The organism is Streptomyces sp. NPDC090025, assembly GCF_044748125.1.
GTDB lineage: Bacteria > Actinomycetota > Actinomycetes > Streptomycetales > Streptomycetaceae > Streptomyces.
This window is the reverse complement of sequence record NZ_JBIVFL010000001.1, coordinates 317,919-337,219: the sequence shown is the minus strand read 5'-3', so window position 1 is coordinate 337,219 and position 19,301 is coordinate 317,919. Positions and strand designations below refer to the sequence as shown.

The window sequence follows — 19,301 nt, the reverse complement described above, 5'->3', positions numbered from 1 at the left end:
TTTCGGGGAAAGAAGAAGTGGATCAGGGGCGGATCCCGGGTGACGCGCGCCCGCGCGGGCGCGCGTCCACGGCCGGGTTCAGCCGTGGACCCGGCCGGATCAGCCGTGGACGCGGACGGATCAGCCGTGGACGCGGACGGATCAGTCGTGGACGCGGACGGATCAGTCGTGGACGCGGACGGATCAGTCGTGGACGCGGACGATCCCGCGCTCCGCGAACGGCGCGTAGTACTCGGTGAACAGCTTGCCGACCAGCTCGCCGCGGCTGGACACGCCGACCTTCTCGAACACGCCCTTGATGTAGTCCCGGACGGTGTGCGGCGACAGGTGCAGCTGCTCGGCGATCTTCCCGGTCGGCAGCCCGCGCGCGATGCACTGGGTCACCTCGGTCTCCCGCTCGGTCAGTTCGAAGGCGTCGACGATCAGCGGCACGATCTCGGACGTCTTCGCCGGTTCGATGACGACCGCCGACGGGCCGAGCCCGCCGTCCGCCTCGCGCAGGCAGGAGGCGTGGCACACCAGCCAGTGCCCGGAGCGGGTGCGGACCCGCACGCGCGCGTGGCCGCGGTCGCGGTCCTGCGAGATGGCCCGCGCCTTCAGGGCGGTGGCCTGCACCCAGGCCGGCACCCGCAGTCCGGCCGCGCTGATCGCGGGGCCCTCGGGCAGGTCCGCGAGATGGGCGCGGGCGTCGTCGTTGGCGGAGAGCAGCGCGCCGGAGGAGTCGAAGAGCAGCAGCCCCGGCCCGTGCAGGGAGTCCGGCAGCGGCTGCGGGGCGGTGCCCGCGAACGACCGCAGTTTCCGGGCGAGCGGCGTGACCAGGCTCTCCACGAGCCGGGTCTCGGTCGCGCCGAACGCGGGCCTGCCGTGCGCCCGGAACAGGCTGATGTGGCCGTGCGGGCGTCCGCCGATCCGCAGCACCGCCCGCAACTCGTCCTGCAGACCACGGGGTTTCATGAACGAGTGGTAGAGGCTGCTGCGCGCGGGCAGGTCGCCGGTCGCCTCGCGCAGCCCCGCCACCGGCACCTTCGCCTGCGTCAGATCCCGGAACAGATTGACGTTCTCGGTGAACAGCTCGGTCTCCCAGTAGACCGCGCAGCCGTGTTCGTCGAGGTTCTCGGCGCGGATCGGGGCGGCCATCATGCCGGTCTCCGGGTCCGTCACCCGCCACACGGCGGCGTCGTACGGCACGAGGCGGCGCACATGGTGGGACGCCTCGGCGAACATGCCGAGCGGGTCGGCGCTCTTCGCGGCCCTCGCGAGGAGTTCCGTACGGCCGATCTCGATGCGGGACGCGTGGGAGACGCTGCCAGTGGTCACCCATCGATCCTGACAGCCTTCCGGCGGAGCGCCAACCCCTCACTTGGGGGGTAAGCCGGAGCGGCCCGTTAACACCGGATTAAACCGCTGGCGGGCGGCTCCCGGACACTGTTCGGCCGGATCTTTTTGGGTGATTGACCAGGAGCCGCCCAACCCCCTCGAATAGGGGGATGAAACACCGGCCACCGTGGACGAGAATTCCCTAAACAGATGCTCAATACGAAGCTGACATACTTTCCGGCGGGCGGTGGAGAAGGCGTATGAGGGTGGGCATCATCGGCGCCGGCGCGATGGGCAGGGCCATGGCGCGCCGGGCGGCGCTGGCGGGCGCGGACGTGCGCCTCGCCGACCCCGGACCGGTCTGCGCCCGGCGTGTCGCCCGCGAGGCGATGGCCGGAACACCAGGGGTCGTCGCCGTCGCCCCGATCCGCTCCGCGCTCCGTCCCGGCCTCGTGATCCTCGCCCTCGACCGGGCCGAAACCCTGCCTTTCCTGCACACCCACGCCCGCTCGCTCACCGGGAAGGTGCTCGTGGAGACGACCGCGCCACGCACCGAGCCGCACGGCACCCCGATGGCCGACCTGACCGCCGCCGTACCCGGAGCCGCCTGGGTACGGGCCTGTGCGGCCGGTGACGCCGAGTCCATCTACCGCGGTCTGATCGACGGACATCCGGTCGACGTATTCGTGGCCGCCGACGACGAATCGGCCAAGTGCCGGGTGATCGAACTGGCCAATCGATCCGGTCTGCGGGCACTCGACGCAGGACGGCTCGACCGGGCCGGGGTCCTCGACGAATTGACATCTCTGGGTAGAGAAATCAGCCACCGACTGGCCGCCCCTGAAGGCTGGGCAATAAAGTTGCTCCCCAGTTGGTGAGCGGCCGACCAGACCATCGTCCAATTCACCGGCATCCGATCTTGGGGGAAGCTCCATGACCAGAGAACCCGCCGTTTTTCTCGTCCTCGGTGCCCTTGTCGTGCAGGGTTCACGCGGCGAGGTGAAGCTCAGTGGAAACCGCCAGCGCATTCTCCTCACGATGCTCCTGCTGGAGTGCAACAGGGTGGTCGCCGTCGACCGCCTCATCCGGGCGATCTGGGGCGACTCGCCGCCCGCGACCGCCCGCAGCCAGATCCGTATCTGCGTCTCCTCGCTGCGCCGCCAGTTCGCCGGCGGCGAGGTCGGCGCGACCATCGAGACCCACAAAACGGGCTACCGGCTGCGCACGCCGGAGGCCGGCGTCGACCTGCACCGCTTCGGACAGCTGATATCCCGGGCCAGAGCCGAGGCGGCCGAACGGCCGGACCTCGACCTGGCGTTGCTCTACCGAGAGGCCCTCGCCCTGTGGCGGGGGCCTCTCGGCGAGGGGCTGGGCAGCCCGCTGCTCGACACCGTCTCGCTGAAGTTCCACGAGGACTACCACTCGGCCCTGGAGGACTGCTACGAGCTGGAGTTACGGCTCGGGTACCACCGCCGGGTCCTCGGCGAACTCACCCATCACGTCTCCGAGCACCCGTTCCGCGAGACCCTCACCGCCCAGCTGATGATCGCCCTCTACCGGTCGGGGCGCACCGCCGACGCCCTCGCCCTGTTCCGCGACACCCACCGCAGGTTCCGCGACGAGCTCGGCATCGTGCCGGGCGAACGGCTGCGCTCCATCGAGGCGCTGATCCTCGGCGCCACCGACACCGCCGCACCGCCGCGGCCCGTCACCCGGCCCGCCACCGACACCACCCCGGCCCAGCACCCCTGCCCCGACGAGGCGCTGCTCTTCGGCGCCGCGCCGGTCCACGCGGGCGCGGCCAGGACCAGCACCGCCCGGAGTCCCGCGCAGCCGCCCCAACAGGCCCAGCAGGCCGCCACCCTACGGACCCGGCCCTGACCGGTCTCCCCCTCAGCTGAGGGGGGAGGCCGGGAGGGATTCCCTCCTCGGCAGGGGATGGGACGGCCCGCCCCGCGAGGGAAGACTCGGAGCCGTTCCCAGGTTCGGTCCGCGAGGACCGCCCGCAGCAGAGAGGGGCCGTTCCATGGCTCGCCAGCCGCAGCACTCCGCCGTCCCGGACAGTGTCGTGGACCGGCTCGTCACCGAGGTCAAGGGCGAGGTGTTCCTCCCGGACGACCCGGGGTACGAGGCGGAGCTCGACGGCTTCAACCGGATCGGACGCCACCGCCCCGCGGTCATCGTGGGCGCCGTCACCGCCGACGACATCGCGGCGGCCGTCCGGCTCGGCGGCGAACTCGGCCTGCCCATAGGCGTGCAGGCCACCGGCCACGGCATCGCGGCCCCCGCCGAGAACACCGTCCTGGTCACCACCCACCGGATGAACGCGGTCGCCGTCGACCCGATCGCCCGGATCGCCCGCGTCGAGGCGGGCGCCCAGTGGCACCAGGTCATCGCCTCCGCCGCCTACCACGGGCTCGCCCCGCTCAACGGCTCCTCGCACCTCGTCGGCGTCGTCGGCTACACCCTGGGCGGCGGCCTCGGCCCGCTCGGCCGGCTCTACGGCTACGCCGCCGACCTGGTCACCCGTATCCACCTCGTCACCGCCGACGGGCAGCACCGCACGGTCACCCGGGACACTGACGAAGACCTGTTCTGGGCACTGCGCGGCGGCAAGGGCAACTTCGGCATCGTCACCGCCCTGGAGTTCGGCCTGGTGCCCGTCGCCCGGCTCTACGGCGGCGGCCTCTACTTCCCCGGCGCCCAGGCCGCCACCGTCCTCGACGCGTGGCGCGCCTGGACCGCCGACCTGCCCGAGACCCTGACCTCGTCGGTGGCGCTGCTGCGGGTGCCCGGACTGCACCAGGTGCCGGACCACCCGCCGGGCGAGCTCGCCGTCCACATCCGGATCGCGTACGCGGGCACCGCCGAGGACGGCGAGCGGCTGCTGCGCCCGCTGCGGGCGGCCGGCACGCTGCTCGCCGACACCGTCGCCGACATGCCGTACAGCGCGGTCGCCGACATCCACCAGGACCCGACCGAGCCGCTGCCGTACCACGAACGCAACATCGTGCTCCGGGAGTTCGACGAGGACGCGGTCGCCGCGCTGGTCGCCGCCGCCGGTCCGGACAGCGGCTGCGGTGACCCGATGGTCGAGGTCCGGCACCTCGGCGGAGCGCTTTCCCGGCCCGCGCCGGTGCCCAACGCGGTCGCCCGCAGCGGCGAGTTCACCCTCTCCACGCTGTCCCTGCCCGGCTCCGACGACGTGGTGCTGCACCGGCTCGCCGACTGGTCCGCCGGACGCCGCTACCTCAACTTCCTCGCCGGGGCCGACACCGCGGCCGCCGCCCGGGACTGCTTCGACGAGGCGACGTACGCGCGGCTGCTCCAGGTGAAGCGGCGGCACGACCCGCACAACCTGTTCCGCGTCGGGCACGCGCTCCTTCCGTAGCCCCGGGCCGTACGGCCCCCTTCGACTCCGGGCCGGTCCGGTCCTTCCCCCGGCCGGGCCCGCCCGGGCCTCACCCCGCACGCGCCCCACCCGCACCATCCGCCCCACCCCGCACGTCCCCCGTTCCTGCCCACCCGCTCGTCTCCCCAGGAGGAGACCCATGACCACCGACCAGGCCGTGACCACCCCCACGGGGCAGCCCGCGGCCGTCCTCAGCGCCCGGTCCGCCGGGCTGCGCTACGGCGCCCTGTTCGGGCCCGCCGTCTTCGGCGTCACCGCCGCCGGAGTCGCCCTGCCCGACGTCGCCAAGGCCCTCGACGCCACCCCCGCCACCGCCGCCTGGGTGCTCACCGCGCACGCCCTCGCGCTCGGCGTCGGCACCGCCCTCTTCGGCCGGCTCGCCGACTCCAAGGGCGTCCGCACCTCGCTGCTCATCGGCTCGCTCGTGCTCGCCGTCGGCACCGTGATCTGCCTGCTCGCCCCCAACATCGGCATCCTCGTCGGCGGCCGGTTCGTGCTCGCCGCCGGATCCGGCGCCATGACCTCCGGCGCCCTCGCCCTGTCCGCGTCCGCGCCCCCGGCCGACCGGCCCAAGGTGCTCGGCGGATTCGGCGCCACCATGGCGATCTTCTCCGCCTCCGCCACCCTCGCCGGCGGCGTCTTCACCCAGTGGGTGACCTGGCGCATCGCCCTCGTCCTGCCCGCGCTCTCGCTGCTCGTCGTGCCGCTCGTGCTGCGCGCCGCGTCGGCCCGCGCGGGCAGCGGCCGCCGCCTCGACCTGCCCGGCGCGGTCATGCTGACCGTCGCCGCCATGTCCTTCCTGCTGCTGATCCAGTCGTACTCGCTCGGCCTGTCCGCCGCCCTCGTCATCGGCCTCGCCGTCGCCCTGGTCGTCTCGCTCGGCGGCCTGATCCAGCGGGTCCGCACCACCGAGGGCTCCTTCGTGCCGCGCAAGCTCGTCGCCGACGGCGTCTTCCTGCGCGCCTCGATCACCGGCGTCGGCGCCTACGCGGGCCTCTTCGCCGCCATGTACCTGGTGCCGCAGATCCTCGTCGGCCAGCACGGCTGGAGCGTCCTCGCCGTCGGTACGTGGCTGCTGCCCGGCGCGGTCGTCGGCGCCGTCCTGTCCCGCTTCGCCGGCAAGTTCGCGGGCAGCGCCACCGGCGCCGTCATGCTCAGCCTGATCGCCCTCGCCATGGCCGTCGTGCTCGCCCTGTCGGCCGCCGTCACCAACCCGACGCCGCTGCTCATCGGCGCCTCGCTCGGCTTCGCCGCCTTCGCCGTCACCCAGGTCATCACCACCGCCCTGATGTCGGCGCACGTCGAACCCGCCCTGCGCGGTGGCGCGATGGGCCTGCTCAACCTGACGTTCTTCGTCGGCGGCGGCGTCGGCAGCGCCACCGCCGGAGCGCTGGTGAAGTCCATGGACCTGACCAGCGTCCTCGCCGTCGTCGCGGTGTTCCCGCTGATCGCCGCGGCCGCCGCGCTCACCCTGCGGGCATCCAAGTCCGCCTGACCTTCCGCACGTTCACCGCGGCCGGGGCCCCATCGGGTCCCGGCCGCGGCCGTTCCCGTACCCGCGGCCGCCCCGGACCATGCCAGGACCGCCGAGGGCGGCCGAAACAAGACCAATACAGCGGCGATAGGCGCCGACCGAAGGATGGGGACGTCGGCGCCTCTTCGCGTTGAAGGAGACCAGCACCCGCCATGACCGTTACCCCGGCCACCACGGAATTCGACCTGCACATACGGAAGTCGATGGCCTGGCACTTCGGTGCCGACACCGGCTCCCCGTTCTGGCTCGCCAAGCGCGACAGCCTCGGCTTCGACCCGCTCACCGACGTCCACGGACTCGCCGACCTGACCCGGTTCCCGGACGTCAGCGCCGAACTGCGCACCGTGCCCGTCGCCGACCTCATACCGCGCGGCATCGCCGACCGGGTCTTCCGGGTGTACGACTCCGGCGGCACCACCGGCTCCCCCAAGCGCATCGTCGACAGCGCCGCCCGCGCCGAACTCCTCGTCTGGGGCCGGGACCGGCTCATCGCGAGCGGCATCCCCGCCACCGGCGACTGGCTGCACCTCGGCCCCAGCGGCCCGCACGTCATCGGCTACGACGTGTCCCGCTACGCCGCCCTGGCCGGCGCCCTGTTCCACACCGTCGACCTCGACCCGCGCTGGGTGAAGCGACTCCTCGGCGACGGCCGCGAGGACGAGGCCGAGCTCTACGTCCAGCACCTGCTCGACCAGGCCGAGACGATCCTCACCACCCAGAAGGTCGCCGTCCTCAGCTCCACCCCGCCGCTGCTCGAAGCGATCTGCGCCCGCCCCGCCCTCTACGACCTGGTGCGTTCCCAGGTCAAGGGCATCATCTGGGCCGGCACCTCGATCAGCGCCGAGAGCCTGAAGATGCTCGACCAGGAGTTCTTCCCGGACGCCGCCGTCGTCGGCGTCTACGGCAACAGCCTGATGGGCGTCGCCCCGCAGCGGCCCGCCGAGCCCGGCGACAGCCACCCCTGCGTCTTCGAGCCCTACCCGGCCACCACCCGCCTCGAACTCGTCGACGAGCAGGGCGAACCGGTGGCGTACGGGGAACGCGGCCGGGTCCGGCTGCACCTGGTCGCCGAGGAGATGTTCCTGCCCAACGTCCTGGAGCGGGACAGCGCCGTCCGTATCGCGCCGCGCCCCGGCTCCCCGGTCGACGGCCTCGCCGACGTCCAGACCTACCGCGCCGTCGACGACGTGCGCGTCATCGAAGGGGTGTACTGAGATGGCCGCCCAGGCCGACCACACCGCGACGCCCGCGGCCCTGATCACCGTCGACCCGCTGGTCTGCGGGCGGCCCGTGACCAGCTCCGACCGGTCCCGGCTGGCCGACGTGCGCGGCGGTGACCTCGCCGACGTCGGCGCCGCGCCGCGCCTGATGGCGCTCGCCGCGCTGCGCGAACTGCGCGAGCACGCCGACGGCGTCCCGCAGGGCCAGGACCTCTTCGACCGGGCCGCCACGCTGTTCGAGGAGGCCACCCTCGCGGGCGAGTCGCCCGAGGAGTACGCCGACCGCGTCTCGTACGCCACCGGGCTCACCGCCGCCGCCGTCGCCCAGTCCGTCCGCGACCTGGTCGACGAGCTGCGCGAGCTGTCCGAGGCGACCGCGGCCGAGCTGCCGCCGACCGGCTTCGGCGGCGGCTTCGCGACCCGCTGGGTGCCGCGCGGCCGGGTGTTCGCCGCCGTCATGGCCAGCAACCACCCCACGCCCAACGTGACGTGGGCGCAGGCCCTGTTCCACGGCTACAGCGTGGCCGTGAAGCCCGGCAGCCGCGACCCGTTCACCGCGCTGCGGCTGACCCGGGCCCTGCTTGAGGCCGGACTGCCCCCGCACAAGCTGGCGTTCCTGCCCGCCTCGCACCAGACCGGCGAGTTCCTGCTCAAGGAGGCCGACCGGGGCATCGTGTACGGCGGCGACAGCGCCGTGCGCCGCTGGCAGGGCGACGAGACGGTCGCGGTGCGCGGCCCCGGCCGTACCAAGGCACTGCTCGACGCCGACCCCGACGAGCCGACCGTCGCCCACCTCGCGACGGCCGCCTCCTTCGACGGCGGCACCCGCTGCACCAACCTGTCGGCGGTGCTCACCACCCGGCCGCCCGCCGAGGTCGCCGAGGCGCTGGCCCGGCGGCTCGCCGCGCTGCCGAGCGTGCCGGTCACCACCGCCGGGGCGACCCTGCTCGTCGCCGACCGGGAGCGGGCGGAGCGGATCCGGCGCCAGGTCGACGAGCTGCGGGCGACGCCCGGGGTGACCGACCACAGCGCGGCGCACGACCCGGCCGGATCCGAGACGGTCGTCGAACTCGCCGACGGATCCCAGCTGTTGCGACCGCTCGTGCTGTCCGTGGACCGGGTGGACCACCCGGCGGTCGGCACCGAGCTGCCGTTCCCGTTCGTGGTCGTCGCGCCCTGGGCACCGGCCGACGGGGTGGCGCCGCTGCGCGAGTCGCTGGCCCTGAACCTGTTCACGCAGGACGAGGAGCTGGTCGACGCGGCCGTGCGCGAGCCGAGCGTCCGCAAGGTCACCCGGGGTCCCGTGCTGCCGTGGACGGCGGTGCCGGGCATCCCGCACGACGACAACTACACGCAGTTCCTGCTTGAGCCGAAGGGCGTCGTGGCCGTCGCCTGAGCCGCCGTCGCCTGAGCACCGCCCCCTGTTCTGCCACCCCCCTCGCACCGTACGTACCGCTCGCAACGCCCGTACCGCTCGTACCCCTCAGAGAGGATCCCCCGTGTCCATCAAGCGACGCGACATGGTCAAACTGAGCGCCGGCGCGGCCCTCGCCGCCTCCGCCGTCGCCGTCCCGTTCGCCACCGGGGCCGTCGGCTCCGGTGACACCCCCGCCCAGGCCGCCGACTCCGCCGCCGCAGGCGAGTACACGGAGACGTACCAGGGCCGCACCATCCGGGTCGCCGCCGCCGCGGCCGGTGGCGGGGTCTACATCGACGGCCGCCCGCTGCACCTGATGAAGTTCGCCGACGACGCCTACCTGAGCTCGCTGTGCCACTACGAGATGGCGCCGAACCCGCTGCACGCCGCGCGTCGCGCGGTCGAGGAGCTGCGCGGCGCGCACCTGCTGCCGAACGTGCACGGCGCCCACGTCATGGACGCCACCACCCCCAAGACCGCCTGAAGACCGTCCAACGACGTCTGACGCCCGAAACGGAGCTCCGTCATGGTGCACGTCCGCAAGAATCACCTCGACATGTCCGCCGAGGAGAAGCGCAGGTTCATCCACGCGGTCAAGGAGATCAAGCGCAGAGGGATCTACGACCGCTTCGTCGACCTCCACATACGCGTCAACTCCCAGGACTACCTGGACAAGGTGACCGGCAAGCGGCTCGGCCACATCAACCCCGGCTTCCTGCCCTGGCACCGCCAGTACCTGCTGCGCTTCGAGCGCGAGCTGCAGAAGGTCGACCCCCGGGTGACGCTGCCGTACTGGGACTGGTCCACCGACCACGGCGTGGACTCCCCGCTGTGGGCCGACAACTTCATGGGCGGCAACGGCCGTCCCGGTGACCGCCGCGTGATGACGGGCCCCTTCGCCCGTGACAACGGCTGGGTCCTCAACATCAGCGTGATCCCGGTCGGCGACGAGAACCCGGCCCTGAACGGCAACTACACGCACGACGACCGCGACTTCCTCGTACGTGACATGGGCACGCTGACGGACAAGCTGCCGACGCCGAAGCAGCTGGACGACACCCTCAACCTGAAGGTGTACGACTCCGCGCCGTTCAACCACACCTCGGGCAGCGTCGCGCCGTACAACAGCTTCCGCAACCACCTGGAGGGCTACACCAAGTTCGACTGGGAGGAGGCCCCCGGCAAGCTGCACGCGGCCGGACATGTCTGGGTCGGCGGCCACATGATGTACATCGGCTCCCCCAACGACCCGGTGTTCTTCCTCAACCACTGCATGATCGACCGCTGTTGGGCGCTGTGGCAGAAGCGCAACCCGGAGGTCCCGCCGTACCTGCCGGTGCAGCCCACCCAGGACGTGCCCGACCTCAACACCCCGCTGGGTCCCTGGCACACGATGACGCCGAAGGACCTGATCGACCACACCAAGTGGTACCGGTACGACCAGTAGCACCCCCTCCGGGAGGACCCCTCCCTCCCGGCCCCGGCGCCGGATCGCGACCCCTCACCCCCGAGGCGCGCGGTCCGGCGCCTTCGCGTCCACCGCTTCGCGTCCACCGACTCCAGTCGACTCCAGTCGACTCCCGTCGACCCCCGTTCCCGTGACTCCCGTGGAGGTCACCGTGCTCACCCGCAAACACTCACCCCTCGCCGTCCTCGCCCTGTGCTGGGCCGCGGTCTTCTTCGACGGCTTCGACGTCATGGTGTACGGCGCCGGGCTGCCGTACATGCTCGACGACACGTCCTTCGGCCTCACCGCGGCCACCGCGGGCACCATCGGCAGCTGGACCACCTTCGGCATGCTGATCGGCGCCCTCGGCTGCGGCACCCTGACCGACGGCATCGGGCGCCGCCCGGTCCTCGTCGGCTGTGTGCTCGCGTTCTCCGCGGGCTCCGGGGTCTGCGCGCTCGCCGGGTCCGTCGGCGTCTTCGGCGCCGGGCGCTTCCTCACCGGCCTCGGCCTCGGCGGGCTCATCCCCGTCTGCCTCGCCGTCGTCGCCGAGTTCACGCCCGCCGCCAAGGTGCCGCTGGCCACCGGCATCATGATGTCCGCCTACCACGCGGGCGGCATGACGGCCACCGGCGTCGGCCTCGGCCTCGCCCCCGCCTACGGCTGGCGCTGGGCCTTCGCGGCCGGTGTCGTGCCCGCGCTGATCGCCGTACCGCTGCTGCTCCGCTACCTGCCCGAGTCGCCGACCGTGCTCGCCGCGCGGAGCGCGGGCAAGAACGGCACCGCGGGCGCGGGCGCCGAGGGTGCTCGCGGGGAGCGGCTGCGGGCGGTGGCCGCGCTCGTCGCCCCCGGCCGCCGCGCCTCGACCCTGCTGCTCTGGCTGGCCTCCGCGTGCGGCCTGATGCTCGTGTACGGCCTGAGCACCTGGCTCCCGCAGCTGATGCGGGTCTCCGGGTACGGCCTCGGCTCCTCGGTCGGCTTCCTGATGGCCGTCAACGCGGGCGGCATCGTCGGCATGCTCCTCGCGGGCTGGGTCGCCAGCCGCTTCGGCGCGGTCCCGGTGGCCGGGACCTGGTTCGTGCTCACCGCGGCCTCGCTCCTTGTGCTCTCGATGCGGATGCCGGTCACCGTCACGTACATCGTCGTCACCGTCACCGGCATCTGGCTCTACAGCGCCTCCACCATGGTGTACGCGGTGGCCGGCGGCTTCTACCCGGCCGCGCTGCGCGCCCCCGGCCTCGGCTGGGTCGCCGGGGTCGGCCGCCTGGGCGCCGTGCTCAGCCCCTGGCTCGGCGGCTACCTCTTCGCCCACGGGCACGGCCGCTGGGGCTTCTTCGTGTTCGCGGGCGCCGGTCTGCTCGGCGCGATCGCCGTGTTCCTGAGCCGGGCGGTGCGGCGTGACGAGCGGGACGAGGAGGCGGCGAACACGGCCTCCCCCGCCACCGCCACCGCCTGAGCCCAAGGACCCGAGTCCAAGGGCCCGAGTCCATCGGGCCGGGTCCATCGGGCCGGGAACGGCCCCGGCCGTGCCACCCTCGCGGGTGACACGGCCGGGAGCACCTGGACCGGATCCACGACCCTGGGGCCGCCGCCCCGGGGAGGGGTCCTACTTCTCCAGGCAGAACTCGTCGATCGGGTAGCCGACGTGCCGGTCCTCGCTCGGCAGGTAGCCGAGGACGACGTCACCGGGCTTCAGCTCCGTGCTGTTGAGGACGACACCGTTGGGGCCGAGCACCCGCACGTGCCAGTCGTCCTGCAGGATCAGGTTCACCCGCTGGCCGTTCGGCGCCTCGGCGTCGATGGAGATCAGCGGACGGGACTCGATCTTCACCCGGCCGACCGTGACCAGACGCGTGTTGCCCTTCACGTCGACCGCGGTGACCTTGCTGCCGGCCTTCAGCTCGCTGAGGTAGTTGGTGCGCTCGTCCTTGCCCAGCGTGTACGAGTGGATGGCACCGGCGTTCACCCGGAACGGGCGGGTCGGCATGTACGGCAGCGGGTGGGTCTCGCTGACGCAGAGGATCATGCCCTTGGAGTGCGAGCCGACCAGGATGCCCTCGTCCTCGCGGAAGTGGGTGCAGGTGTCGACGCAGGCACGCTCGCCCATGCCGATGTGGGTGGTCTCCACGATGCGCAGCTCGGTGAGGTTGACGTTCGGGACGTCGGCCTCGGCGGCCCGCTTCAGGGCGGCGGTGTCGCCGACCTTCGCCGGGGCCATCATGACGCCGTCCGAGCCGTGCTCCAGGACGCCGAAGATGATCTCGGCCTCCTCCACGTCCTGCGCCACGGTCACCAGCGAACCGGTGGACCGGGCGGCGGCCGCGATCACGATCTCCAGCGGGATCTTGGTGGGGTCGCGGAACAGCAGCACGCTCCACTTCTCGGTGCGCGCCGACTCGCAGGCGTCCTCCAGGGTCGGGGCGTCGATGATCTCGACGAACCGGCCCACCTCCACCTCGGGGTGCTTCAGGGCGAGTTCGGCCGGGGTCACGCCGTGCTTGGCGGGGTCGACGATGACCACGGTGGCGTCGCCGAAGTCCTCCGGGAGGGCCTTGCCCTGCGGGAAGAGGACCTTGGTGACGGTCGGCGGGAGGTCCTTCAGGTCGGCCGTGTCGTCGGCGACGATGGCCTCCACCCGGTGGTGCAGCGCCTCCTGGAGGATCGCCTCGCGGGCCTCGCCGAGCGAACGGATGTCGAGCCAGCTGATCTTCACGGAACTCTCCTGATCTGTGGGTGTGTGCTGTGCTGCGAAACGGGCGGAACGGGCCGTACGGGCGGAACGGGTGGAACGGGTGGCGCCGGTGGGGCGAGGTGCGCTAGAAACCGGCACGGCGGCCGTGAATCAGGTCGGAAAGCTTGTCGGTCAGGGCGCCCGGGTTCGGCGCCTGGAACACGTTGCGGCCCATGGCGATGCCCGCGGCACCGCCGCTCAGGGCCTCCTCGACGTAGCCGAGGGTGGCGGCCTCGTCGTCGTTGCGCGGCCCGCCGACGACGACCACCGGCACGGGGGCCGTCGCGGTCACGTCGCGCATCGCGTCGACCGAGCCGACGTACGGGCACTTCACCAGGTCGGCGCCGAGGTCGGCGGCCAACTGGATGGCGTGGGCGACGAGTTCGGGATCACGCGGATTGGTGATCTTCGGGCCGCGCGGGTACATCATGGCGAGCAGCGGCACGTTCCAGCGGTCGCAGGCGTCGCCGATGGCCGCGAGGTCCGCGACCTGCTGCCGCTCCTCGTCGGAGCCCAGGTTGACGTGCACGCTGACCGCGTCCGCGCCGAGCCGCAGCGCCTCCTCCACGTTCGCCACCAGGTACTTGGCGTTGGGGTCGGGGGCGTGCACGGTGCTGGCGCTCAGGTGCAGGATCAGCGAGGTGTGGGCGAACCACTCCGGGTCGATCCGGCGCAGCGCGCCCTTGTGCAGCACGACGGCGTCGACGTGGTGCTGGGCGAGGTCCGCGACCAGGGCGCCGACCCGGCTGCCGCCGGTCACCGGCCCGTCGGTGACGGAGTGGTCCAGCGGCACGATCAGCAGCCGGTCCGTGGCGTGGTGGTAGAGCCTCCGCAGCCGTAAGCGGCGGGCGAAGGACACCTGGTCGGTCATCGGTTCTCCCTGGTCGAGGCGAGGGTCAGCGGGGTGCCGTCGGCGGTCGTGGCGCCGCTGGCGGGGCCGTCGGCGGTGGTGGCGTCGGCGGTGGTGACGCCGGTGACGGCGTCGAGCTCGAACTCGGTGTGCAGCAGCCGCACCGCCCGGTCCACCTCGGCCCGCGGCACGGTCACCGAGATGCGCAGCTGGGACGCGGCGAACGAACCGGCGCTGATGCCCCGGCCGTTGAGCGCCGACAGCATCCGGGCCGCGTACTGGGGGCGGCTCAGCAGGCCCTTGCCGACGATCGACACCTTGGCGACGGTGTCGTCGACGGTGAGCGCGTCGGCCGTGTCGGCGGCGTGCGCGGCGAGGAACTCCCGTACCGCCGCGACCCGGGTGTGCGGGACGGTCAGGGCGATGGTGTGGCCGCCGCCGGCCTCCTCGTGCACCGAGGTCATGTCGGCGGGCACGGACCGGCGGCCGAGCTCGCGGAAGACGGTGAGCGCCGGGTTCTCGGCGGTGCCGGTGTTCCGCGCGGTACGGACGGTGACCCGTGCCGCGTCCTGGTCGTGTACGACCGCCATGACGGCGGCCTGCGTCTCGAGCATGGTGTCTCCGTCTGTCGCGTGGATTCCGGTGACGTTCAATGCGGTGCCCGCGCCGATCAGGGCCGGGTCGGCGGCGTGGATCCGGGTGCCGACCGAGCGCGCGGCGGAGTGCCCGACGTGGATGTCGAGGCCGCACAGCGCGGCGAGTTCGACGGCCCTGGAGTGCATGACCTTGGCGCCCGCGAAGGCCATCTCCGCCATCACGTCCATGTCGAGCCGGGTCAGCAGCCGGGCGCCGGGGACCAGCCGGGGGTCGGCGGAGAGCACGCCCGGCACGTCCGTGTAGATCTCGCAGTGGCTGGCGCCGAGTTCGGCCGCCGCGGCGACCGCCGTGGTGTCCGAGCCGCCGCGCCCGAGGGTGATGATGTCGCCGTGCTGGTCGACGCCCTGGAACCCGGCGATCACCACGACCTGGCCCGCGTCGAGCAGCCGCTCGGCGCGCTCGGTGTCGATGGCGACGATGACGCCCGACCCGGCGGGGCCGGAGGCGAGGATGCCGGTCTGGGTGCCGGACAGCGCGGTCGCCGGGGTGCCGAGCCGCTGCAGCGCCATGGCGGTGAGCGCGGCGGAGGCGGACTCGCCGGTCGCGAGCAGCTGGTCCAGCTCGCGGCCGTCGGCGTCGGGGTTGATCTCGCCCGCCGCGCGGATCAGGTTGTCGGTGGTCTTGCCCTGGGCCGAGACCACGACGGCGACGCGCCGGCCGCTCGCGGCGACCCGGGCGACCCGGCGGGCCACTCGGCGCAGGTGCTCGGTGGTGGCCAGGGAACTGCCGCCGAACTTCTGCACCACTGTTGCCGTCGCGGCCGTTGCCATGACTCCCCCGCTCGTCGGTGACCTCGGTGAACTCGTGGCACTGAGCCAACCCGAGGGCCGTATCGGGTCCCGTATCGCCTGGAATACCCGCGGACTATCCGGAGCGCATCGGACCCGCATCGGAGCGTGACGGAGACATTCCGCCTGGTGGGGAGGCGGATGCGAAGGGGGCGCGAGGGGAGCGGGAGGGCCCCGCGAGGAAGCGGGAGAGGAAGCGTCGAAAAAAGAAGTTGAGCCGCGCGGCGGGGCTTCCTAGGCTGTGGTCACACGCGAAAGGAGGTGATCCGAAAACATGATTTCTTTTCGGACTCGTGAGGTGACTGCGGGCTAAGGCCTGCCGTCGCACTCTTTTGTGCACCTCGGCAGGCCAGTCTGCCGACAACAACGCAGTCACCCGACCCGTGGGCCGCCGGTAAGTCCGGCCGGCTCCCGTCCGAACCTAGGCGGACGGGACCAAAGGCCCACGGGTCGTCTGCGTTCTCCGTGTCTGTTCTCCGTGTCGGCGGCGCCTACGGGGCGAGCCGCTCCACCCGCCACGTCTCCGGGTCGGCCGCGTCCCGCACGTACCGCAGCCGGTCGTGCAGCCGGTTCTCGTGCCCCTGCCAGAACTCGATCGTCTCCGGCACCACCCGGAAACCGCCCCACTCCGGCGGCACCGGCACCTGCTCGCCCGCCGGATAGCGGGCCTCGAGCTCCTCGTACCGGCCGAGCAGCTCGGCCCGCGAGGCGATCACCGAGGACTGCTCGCTGGCCCACGCGCCCAGCTGGGAGCCGTGCGGCCGGGTCCTGAAGTACGCCACCGTCTCGTCCCGGCCGACCCGCTCGGCGCGCCCGGTGACCAGGACCTGCCGGGCCAGCGGATGCCAGGGGAAGAGCAGCGCCACATACGGGTTGGCGGCCAGCTCACGGCCCTTGCGCGAGGCGTAGTTGGTGTAGAAGACGAAGCCGCCCTGGTCGTAGTGCTTGAGCAGGACGGTCCGGGAGGACGGGCGGCCGTCCCGGTCGGCGGTGGAGACGACCATCGCGTTCGGCTCGTGGATCGCCGGGTTCGCGGCGGTCTCCTTGAACCAGCGGGCGAACTGTTCGACCGGTTCGGGGGCGAGGTCGGCCACGGTCAGCTCCATGGTCCGGTACTGCTCGCGCATGTCGGCGGGATCGAGAGCTTCGGTCACGGGCACCATCCTGCCGCAGGGCGGTTCCGGCACCGCGACGGGCCCCGGACGCCCCAGTGTGCCCGGCGCCCCGCGCGGTTAACCCTCGTTCGCCGGATCGGCGCACTGTGCCGGATGTCACGCTTCCCCGCATCATCGGAACCGTACAGACTCAGGCGCTGGATCCCTGTTGCGTTCCACCAAGCCAAGCCTCGAATGATTGATCATCGATCAGCCGTTCTCGTTCGATTGAGGAGCCGCCCCATGTCCGACTTCGTACCCGGGCTCGAAGGAGTCGTCGCGTTCGAGACCGAGATCGCCGAACCCGACAAGGAGGGCGGCGCGCTCCGCTACCGCGGGGTCGACATCGAGGACCTGGTCGGTCATGTCTCCTTCGGCAACGTCTGGGGCCTGCTCGTCGACGGCGCCTTCAACCCGGGTCTGCCGGCCGCCGAGCCGTTCCCGATCCCCGTCCACTCCGGCGACATCCGGGTCGACGTACAGTCCGCGCTCGCCATGCTCGCCCCGGTCTGGGGCCTCAAACCGCTCCTCGACATCTCCGCCGAGGAAGCCCGCGACGACCTCGCCCGCGCCGCCGTCATGGCCCTCTCGTACGTCGCCCAGTCCGCGCGCGGCCAGGGCCTGCCGATGGTGCCGCAGAGCGAGATCGACAAGGCGCAGTCCGTCGTCGAGCGCTTCATGATCCGCTGGCGCGGCGAGCCCGACCCCAAGCACGTCAAGGCCGTCGACGCCTACTGGACCTCGGCCGCCGAGCACGGCATGAACGCCTCCACCTTCACCGCCCGCGTCATCGCCTCCACCGGCGCCGACGTGGCCGCCGCCCTCTCCGGCGCCGTCGGCGCCATGTCGGGCCCGCTGCACGGCGGCGCCCCGTCCCGCGTCCTCGGCATGATCGAGGAGATCGAGCGCACCGGCGACGCCACCGCGTACGTCAAGCAGGCCCTCGACAACGGCGAGCGGCTGATGGGCTTCGGCCACCGCGTCTACCGCGCCGAGGACCCGCGCGCCCGCGTCCTGCGCCGTACCGCCAAGGAACTCGCCGCGCCCCGCTTCGAGGTCGCCGAGGCCCTGGAGAAGGCCGCCCTCGAAGAGCTCCACAACCGCCGCCCCGACCGGGTCCTCGCCACCAACGTCGAGTTCTGGGCCGCGATCGTCCTCGACTTCGCCGAGGTCCCCGCGCACATGTTCACCTCGATGTTCACCTGCGCCCGCACGGCGGGCTGGTCGGCGCACATCCTGGAGCAGAAGCGCACCGGCCGCCTCGTCCGCCCGTCCGCCCGCTACACCGGCCCCGGCCAGCGCGACCCGCGCCAGATCGAGGGCTACGCCGACATCGCCGGCTGACCCTTCGCAAGCAGCAGGTCCGCGTGATGGCGGGCCGCCGCGAGCGGATGGGCCCGCAGCTTGCCCTTCAGCTCGTTGAAGCCGTACTCGGCGAACAGCGGGTTCGCCGGGTCGGCCGACACCCCGGGCGCGGCCGACGCGTACGGGAACTCCAGCGGGGCGATCCGGGCGTCGAGCCGCGGGTTGTAGAAGAACGGCACCGAGTACCGCTCGGTCGCCCCGGGCGGTGACACCACACGGTGGTTGGTGGCGACGAGATAACCGTTCGTCGCCACCTCGAGCAGCTCGCCGAGGTTCACCACGAACGCGCCCGGCAACGGCGGCACGTCATGGAACCGCCCGTCCTCCCGCTCCACCTGGAGCCCACCCACCTGGTCCTGGAGCAGCAGCGTCAGGAACCCGTAGTCCTTGTGCGCGCCCACGCCCTGCGCGTCGCCCGCGTCACCGCTGCTCCCCGGGTAGCGCACCAGCTTCAGATGCGGGTGGGCGTGGGCCCCGAAGACATCGGCGTAGAACCCCGGGTCCGCCCCGATCGACGCCAGCAGCTCCCGCAGCAGCCGCTCGGCGACCCCGCTCAGCCGCTCCACCCAGGTCAGCGCGGCCAGCCGCAGCTCCGGCAGCGCCTGGGGCCACTGGTTCGGCCCCTGCAGCCACCAGTACGGCGGCTCCCACGGCGCGGGCACGTGCGCCGGCCGCTCGGCCCCGATGTCCAGCTGATCCCGCCAGTCCCGCGCCCCGCCGGTCCGCTCGTCACCGACCCGGGTGTAGCCACGGAAGTGCGGCGACCCGGTGGTGTCGAGCGCGAGCCGCTGCGCCTCGGGCAGCGCGAAGAAGGCGTGCATGGCGTCGGTGAGGGCCGTCGTCTCGGCCTCCGTCACCCCGTGCCCCACCAGCTGGAAGAAGCCCACGTCATGGGCGGCGGAGTGGAGCTGCGCGTGCAGCAGACGGCGGGCCTGGGGGCCGCGGTCGGCGGCGGAGAGGTCGACGATGGGGAGCTGGGAGGGGTACGAGGGGGTCGACGGGGTCGACGGGTACGACGAAGTGCTCATGATGTGCGTCCGCGAGGGGTGTACGGCGCCCCCCGATCATGCTGACCGTGAGGGGGCGGTGGGGTGGGTTGTCGGCGGGGTCAGTGACGACCGCGACAGCCCGCGCTGGCGACGCGGAGCAGGTCCACGTGGCGGCGACGTACGAGCGAAAGCATGCGACCAGCGTACTGCGGGGTGGGCGGGAGCGATGTGGTGCGGGTCACGCGGTGGGCGCGGGCCGCGTTGCCGGGTGCGGGCCGGTGCCGGGTGCGGCTCGCGTTCCTGACCCGGCCGTGACCTGGTGCGGGGGCCGGGGCCTCCGTGGGGGTGGGGGTGTCCGGACTGTCGAGTCCGCCGTGCTGCGCACGAGCTCCCTCGCCTTTACGTCCGGACACCCCCACC

Annotated in this window: 17 protein-coding genes; 10 read left to right on the top strand and 7 right to left on the bottom strand. The window is 72.6% G+C overall.

From position 1 onward, the window contains the following. Nucleotides 1-183: 183 nt before the first annotated feature. Nucleotides 184-1,317 carry a LuxR C-terminal-related transcriptional regulator gene (locus ACIPXM_RS01625; RefSeq protein WP_401650660.1) on the bottom strand — a complete coding sequence of 378 codons (1,134 nt, stop codon included), beginning with the start codon at nt 1,315-1,317 and terminating at the stop codon, nt 184-186. A 260-nt stretch (nt 1,318-1,577) separates the two neighbouring features. Between ACIPXM_RS01625 and ACIPXM_RS01620 the strand changes: the two genes are divergently transcribed. From ACIPXM_RS01620 to ACIPXM_RS01580, 9 genes are all read left to right on the top strand, one after another. Further along, nucleotides 1,578-2,195, top strand: a complete 618-nt coding sequence (locus ACIPXM_RS01620) for an NAD(P)-binding domain-containing protein (RefSeq protein WP_401650657.1) — start codon at nt 1,578-1,580, stop codon at nt 2,193-2,195. A gap of 55 nt (nt 2,196-2,250) precedes the next feature. After that, the gene (locus ACIPXM_RS01615; RefSeq protein WP_401650654.1) at nt 2,251-3,198 is read left to right on the top strand and encodes a BTAD domain-containing putative transcriptional regulator; all 948 of its coding nucleotides are present in this window, start codon (nt 2,251-2,253) and stop codon (nt 3,196-3,198) included. A gap of 145 nt (nt 3,199-3,343) precedes the next feature. Further along, the gene (locus ACIPXM_RS01610; protein WP_401650652.1) at nt 3,344-4,708 is read left to right on the top strand and encodes an FAD-binding oxidoreductase; all 1,365 of its coding nucleotides are present in this window, start codon (nt 3,344-3,346) and stop codon (nt 4,706-4,708) included. A gap of 160 nt (nt 4,709-4,868) precedes the next feature. Then, entirely contained in the window at nt 4,869-6,224 is a 1,356-nt protein-coding gene (locus ACIPXM_RS01605; RefSeq protein ID WP_401650649.1) for an MFS transporter, read from the top strand. A gap of 191 nt (nt 6,225-6,415) precedes the next feature. Next, complete coding sequence (locus tag ACIPXM_RS01600; protein WP_401650646.1) at nt 6,416-7,477, top strand: phenazine biosynthesis protein; 1,062 nt, start codon at nt 6,416-6,418, stop codon at nt 7,475-7,477. A gap of 1 nt (nt 7,478) precedes the next feature. Next, nucleotides 7,479-8,879, top strand: a complete 1,401-nt coding sequence (locus ACIPXM_RS01595; RefSeq protein ID WP_401650643.1) for an aldehyde dehydrogenase family protein — start codon at nt 7,479-7,481, stop codon at nt 8,877-8,879. A gap of 103 nt (nt 8,880-8,982) precedes the next feature. Beyond that, a complete protein-coding gene (locus tag ACIPXM_RS01590; RefSeq protein ID WP_401650640.1) occupies nt 8,983-9,384 on the top strand; it encodes a tyrosinase family oxidase copper chaperone in 402 nt (133 codons plus the stop codon). A gap of 42 nt (nt 9,385-9,426) precedes the next feature. Next, complete coding sequence (gene griF / locus ACIPXM_RS01585) at nt 9,427-10,347, top strand: grixazone synthase (RefSeq protein ID WP_401650638.1); 921 nt, start codon at nt 9,427-9,429, stop codon at nt 10,345-10,347. Between the two features lie 151 nt (nt 10,348-10,498). Continuing rightward, nucleotides 10,499-11,803 (top strand): MFS transporter, encoded by a 1,305-nt coding sequence (locus tag ACIPXM_RS01580; protein WP_401650635.1) that lies wholly within the window; start codon nt 10,499-10,501, stop codon nt 11,801-11,803. A 150-nt stretch (nt 11,804-11,953) separates the two neighbouring features. On the opposite strand, the gene griH is transcribed toward ACIPXM_RS01580, so the two are convergent. From griH to pdxH, 4 genes are all read right to left on the bottom strand, one after another. Next, nucleotides 11,954-13,177 carry a 3-amino-4-hydroxybenzoic acid synthase gene (gene griH, locus ACIPXM_RS01575; protein ID WP_401650632.1) on the bottom strand — a complete coding sequence of 408 codons (1,224 nt, stop codon included), beginning with the start codon at nt 13,175-13,177 and terminating at the stop codon, nt 11,954-11,956. Beyond that, complete coding sequence (locus ACIPXM_RS01570) at nt 13,164-13,949, bottom strand: 2-amino-3,7-dideoxy-D-threo-hept-6-ulosonate synthase (RefSeq protein WP_401650630.1); 786 nt, start codon at nt 13,947-13,949, stop codon at nt 13,164-13,166. The genes griH and ACIPXM_RS01570 overlap by 14 nt, the downstream gene beginning before the upstream one ends. Continuing rightward, nucleotides 13,946-15,355, bottom strand: coding sequence for an aspartate kinase (locus tag ACIPXM_RS01565; protein ID WP_401650627.1), 1,410 nt, complete (start codon nt 15,353-15,355; stop codon nt 13,946-13,948). The genes ACIPXM_RS01570 and ACIPXM_RS01565 overlap by 4 nt, the downstream gene beginning before the upstream one ends. Before the next feature lie 509 nt (nt 15,356-15,864). Then, complete coding sequence (gene pdxH, locus ACIPXM_RS01560; protein WP_401650624.1) at nt 15,865-16,536, bottom strand: pyridoxamine 5'-phosphate oxidase; 672 nt, start codon at nt 16,534-16,536, stop codon at nt 15,865-15,867. A 234-nt stretch (nt 16,537-16,770) separates the two neighbouring features. Between pdxH and ACIPXM_RS01555 the strand changes: the two genes are divergently transcribed. After that, nucleotides 16,771-17,871 (top strand): citrate synthase 2, encoded by a 1,101-nt coding sequence (locus ACIPXM_RS01555; protein ID WP_401650621.1) that lies wholly within the window; start codon nt 16,771-16,773, stop codon nt 17,869-17,871. Here ACIPXM_RS01555 and ACIPXM_RS01550 read toward each other — a convergent pair. Both ACIPXM_RS01550 and ACIPXM_RS01545 read right to left on the bottom strand, forming a co-directional pair. Continuing rightward, a complete protein-coding gene (locus ACIPXM_RS01550) occupies nt 17,850-18,920 on the bottom strand; it encodes an isopenicillin N synthase family dioxygenase (protein WP_401650618.1) in 1,071 nt (356 codons plus the stop codon). The genes ACIPXM_RS01555 and ACIPXM_RS01550 overlap by 22 nt on opposite strands. A gap of 80 nt (nt 18,921-19,000) precedes the next feature. Continuing rightward, a complete protein-coding gene (locus ACIPXM_RS01545; RefSeq protein WP_401652435.1) occupies nt 19,001-19,075 on the bottom strand; it encodes a putative leader peptide in 75 nt (24 codons plus the stop codon). Nucleotides 19,076-19,301: the final 226 nt, after the last annotated feature.

Coding starts and splice junctions, on each gene's coding strand:
- griF (WP_401650638.1), top strand. CDS start 9,427: ATGGTGCACGTCCGCAAGAATCACCTCGACATGTCCGCCGAGGAGAAG.
- ACIPXM_RS01610 (WP_401650652.1), top strand. CDS start 3,344: ATGGCTCGCCAGCCGCAGCACTCCGCCGTCCCGGACAGTGTCGTGGAC.
- ACIPXM_RS01605 (WP_401650649.1), top strand. CDS start 4,869: ATGACCACCGACCAGGCCGTGACCACCCCCACGGGGCAGCCCGCGGCC.
- ACIPXM_RS01565 (WP_401650627.1), bottom strand. CDS start 15,355: ATGGCAACGGCCGCGACGGCAACAGTGGTGCAGAAGTTCGGCGGCAGT.
- ACIPXM_RS01550 (WP_401650618.1), bottom strand. CDS start 18,920: ATGAGCACTTCGTCGTACCCGTCGACCCCGTCGACCCCCTCGTACCCC.
- ACIPXM_RS01595 (WP_401650643.1), top strand. CDS start 7,479: ATGGCCGCCCAGGCCGACCACACCGCGACGCCCGCGGCCCTGATCACC.
- ACIPXM_RS01600 (WP_401650646.1), top strand. CDS start 6,416: ATGACCGTTACCCCGGCCACCACGGAATTCGACCTGCACATACGGAAG.
- ACIPXM_RS01615 (WP_401650654.1), top strand. CDS start 2,251: ATGACCAGAGAACCCGCCGTTTTTCTCGTCCTCGGTGCCCTTGTCGTG.
- ACIPXM_RS01555 (WP_401650621.1), top strand. CDS start 16,771: ATGTCCGACTTCGTACCCGGGCTCGAAGGAGTCGTCGCGTTCGAGACC.
- ACIPXM_RS01620 (WP_401650657.1), top strand. CDS start 1,578: ATGAGGGTGGGCATCATCGGCGCCGGCGCGATGGGCAGGGCCATGGCG.
- ACIPXM_RS01570 (WP_401650630.1), bottom strand. CDS start 13,949: ATGACCGACCAGGTGTCCTTCGCCCGCCGCTTACGGCTGCGGAGGCTC.
- pdxH (WP_401650624.1), bottom strand. CDS start 16,536: ATGGTGCCCGTGACCGAAGCTCTCGATCCCGCCGACATGCGCGAGCAG.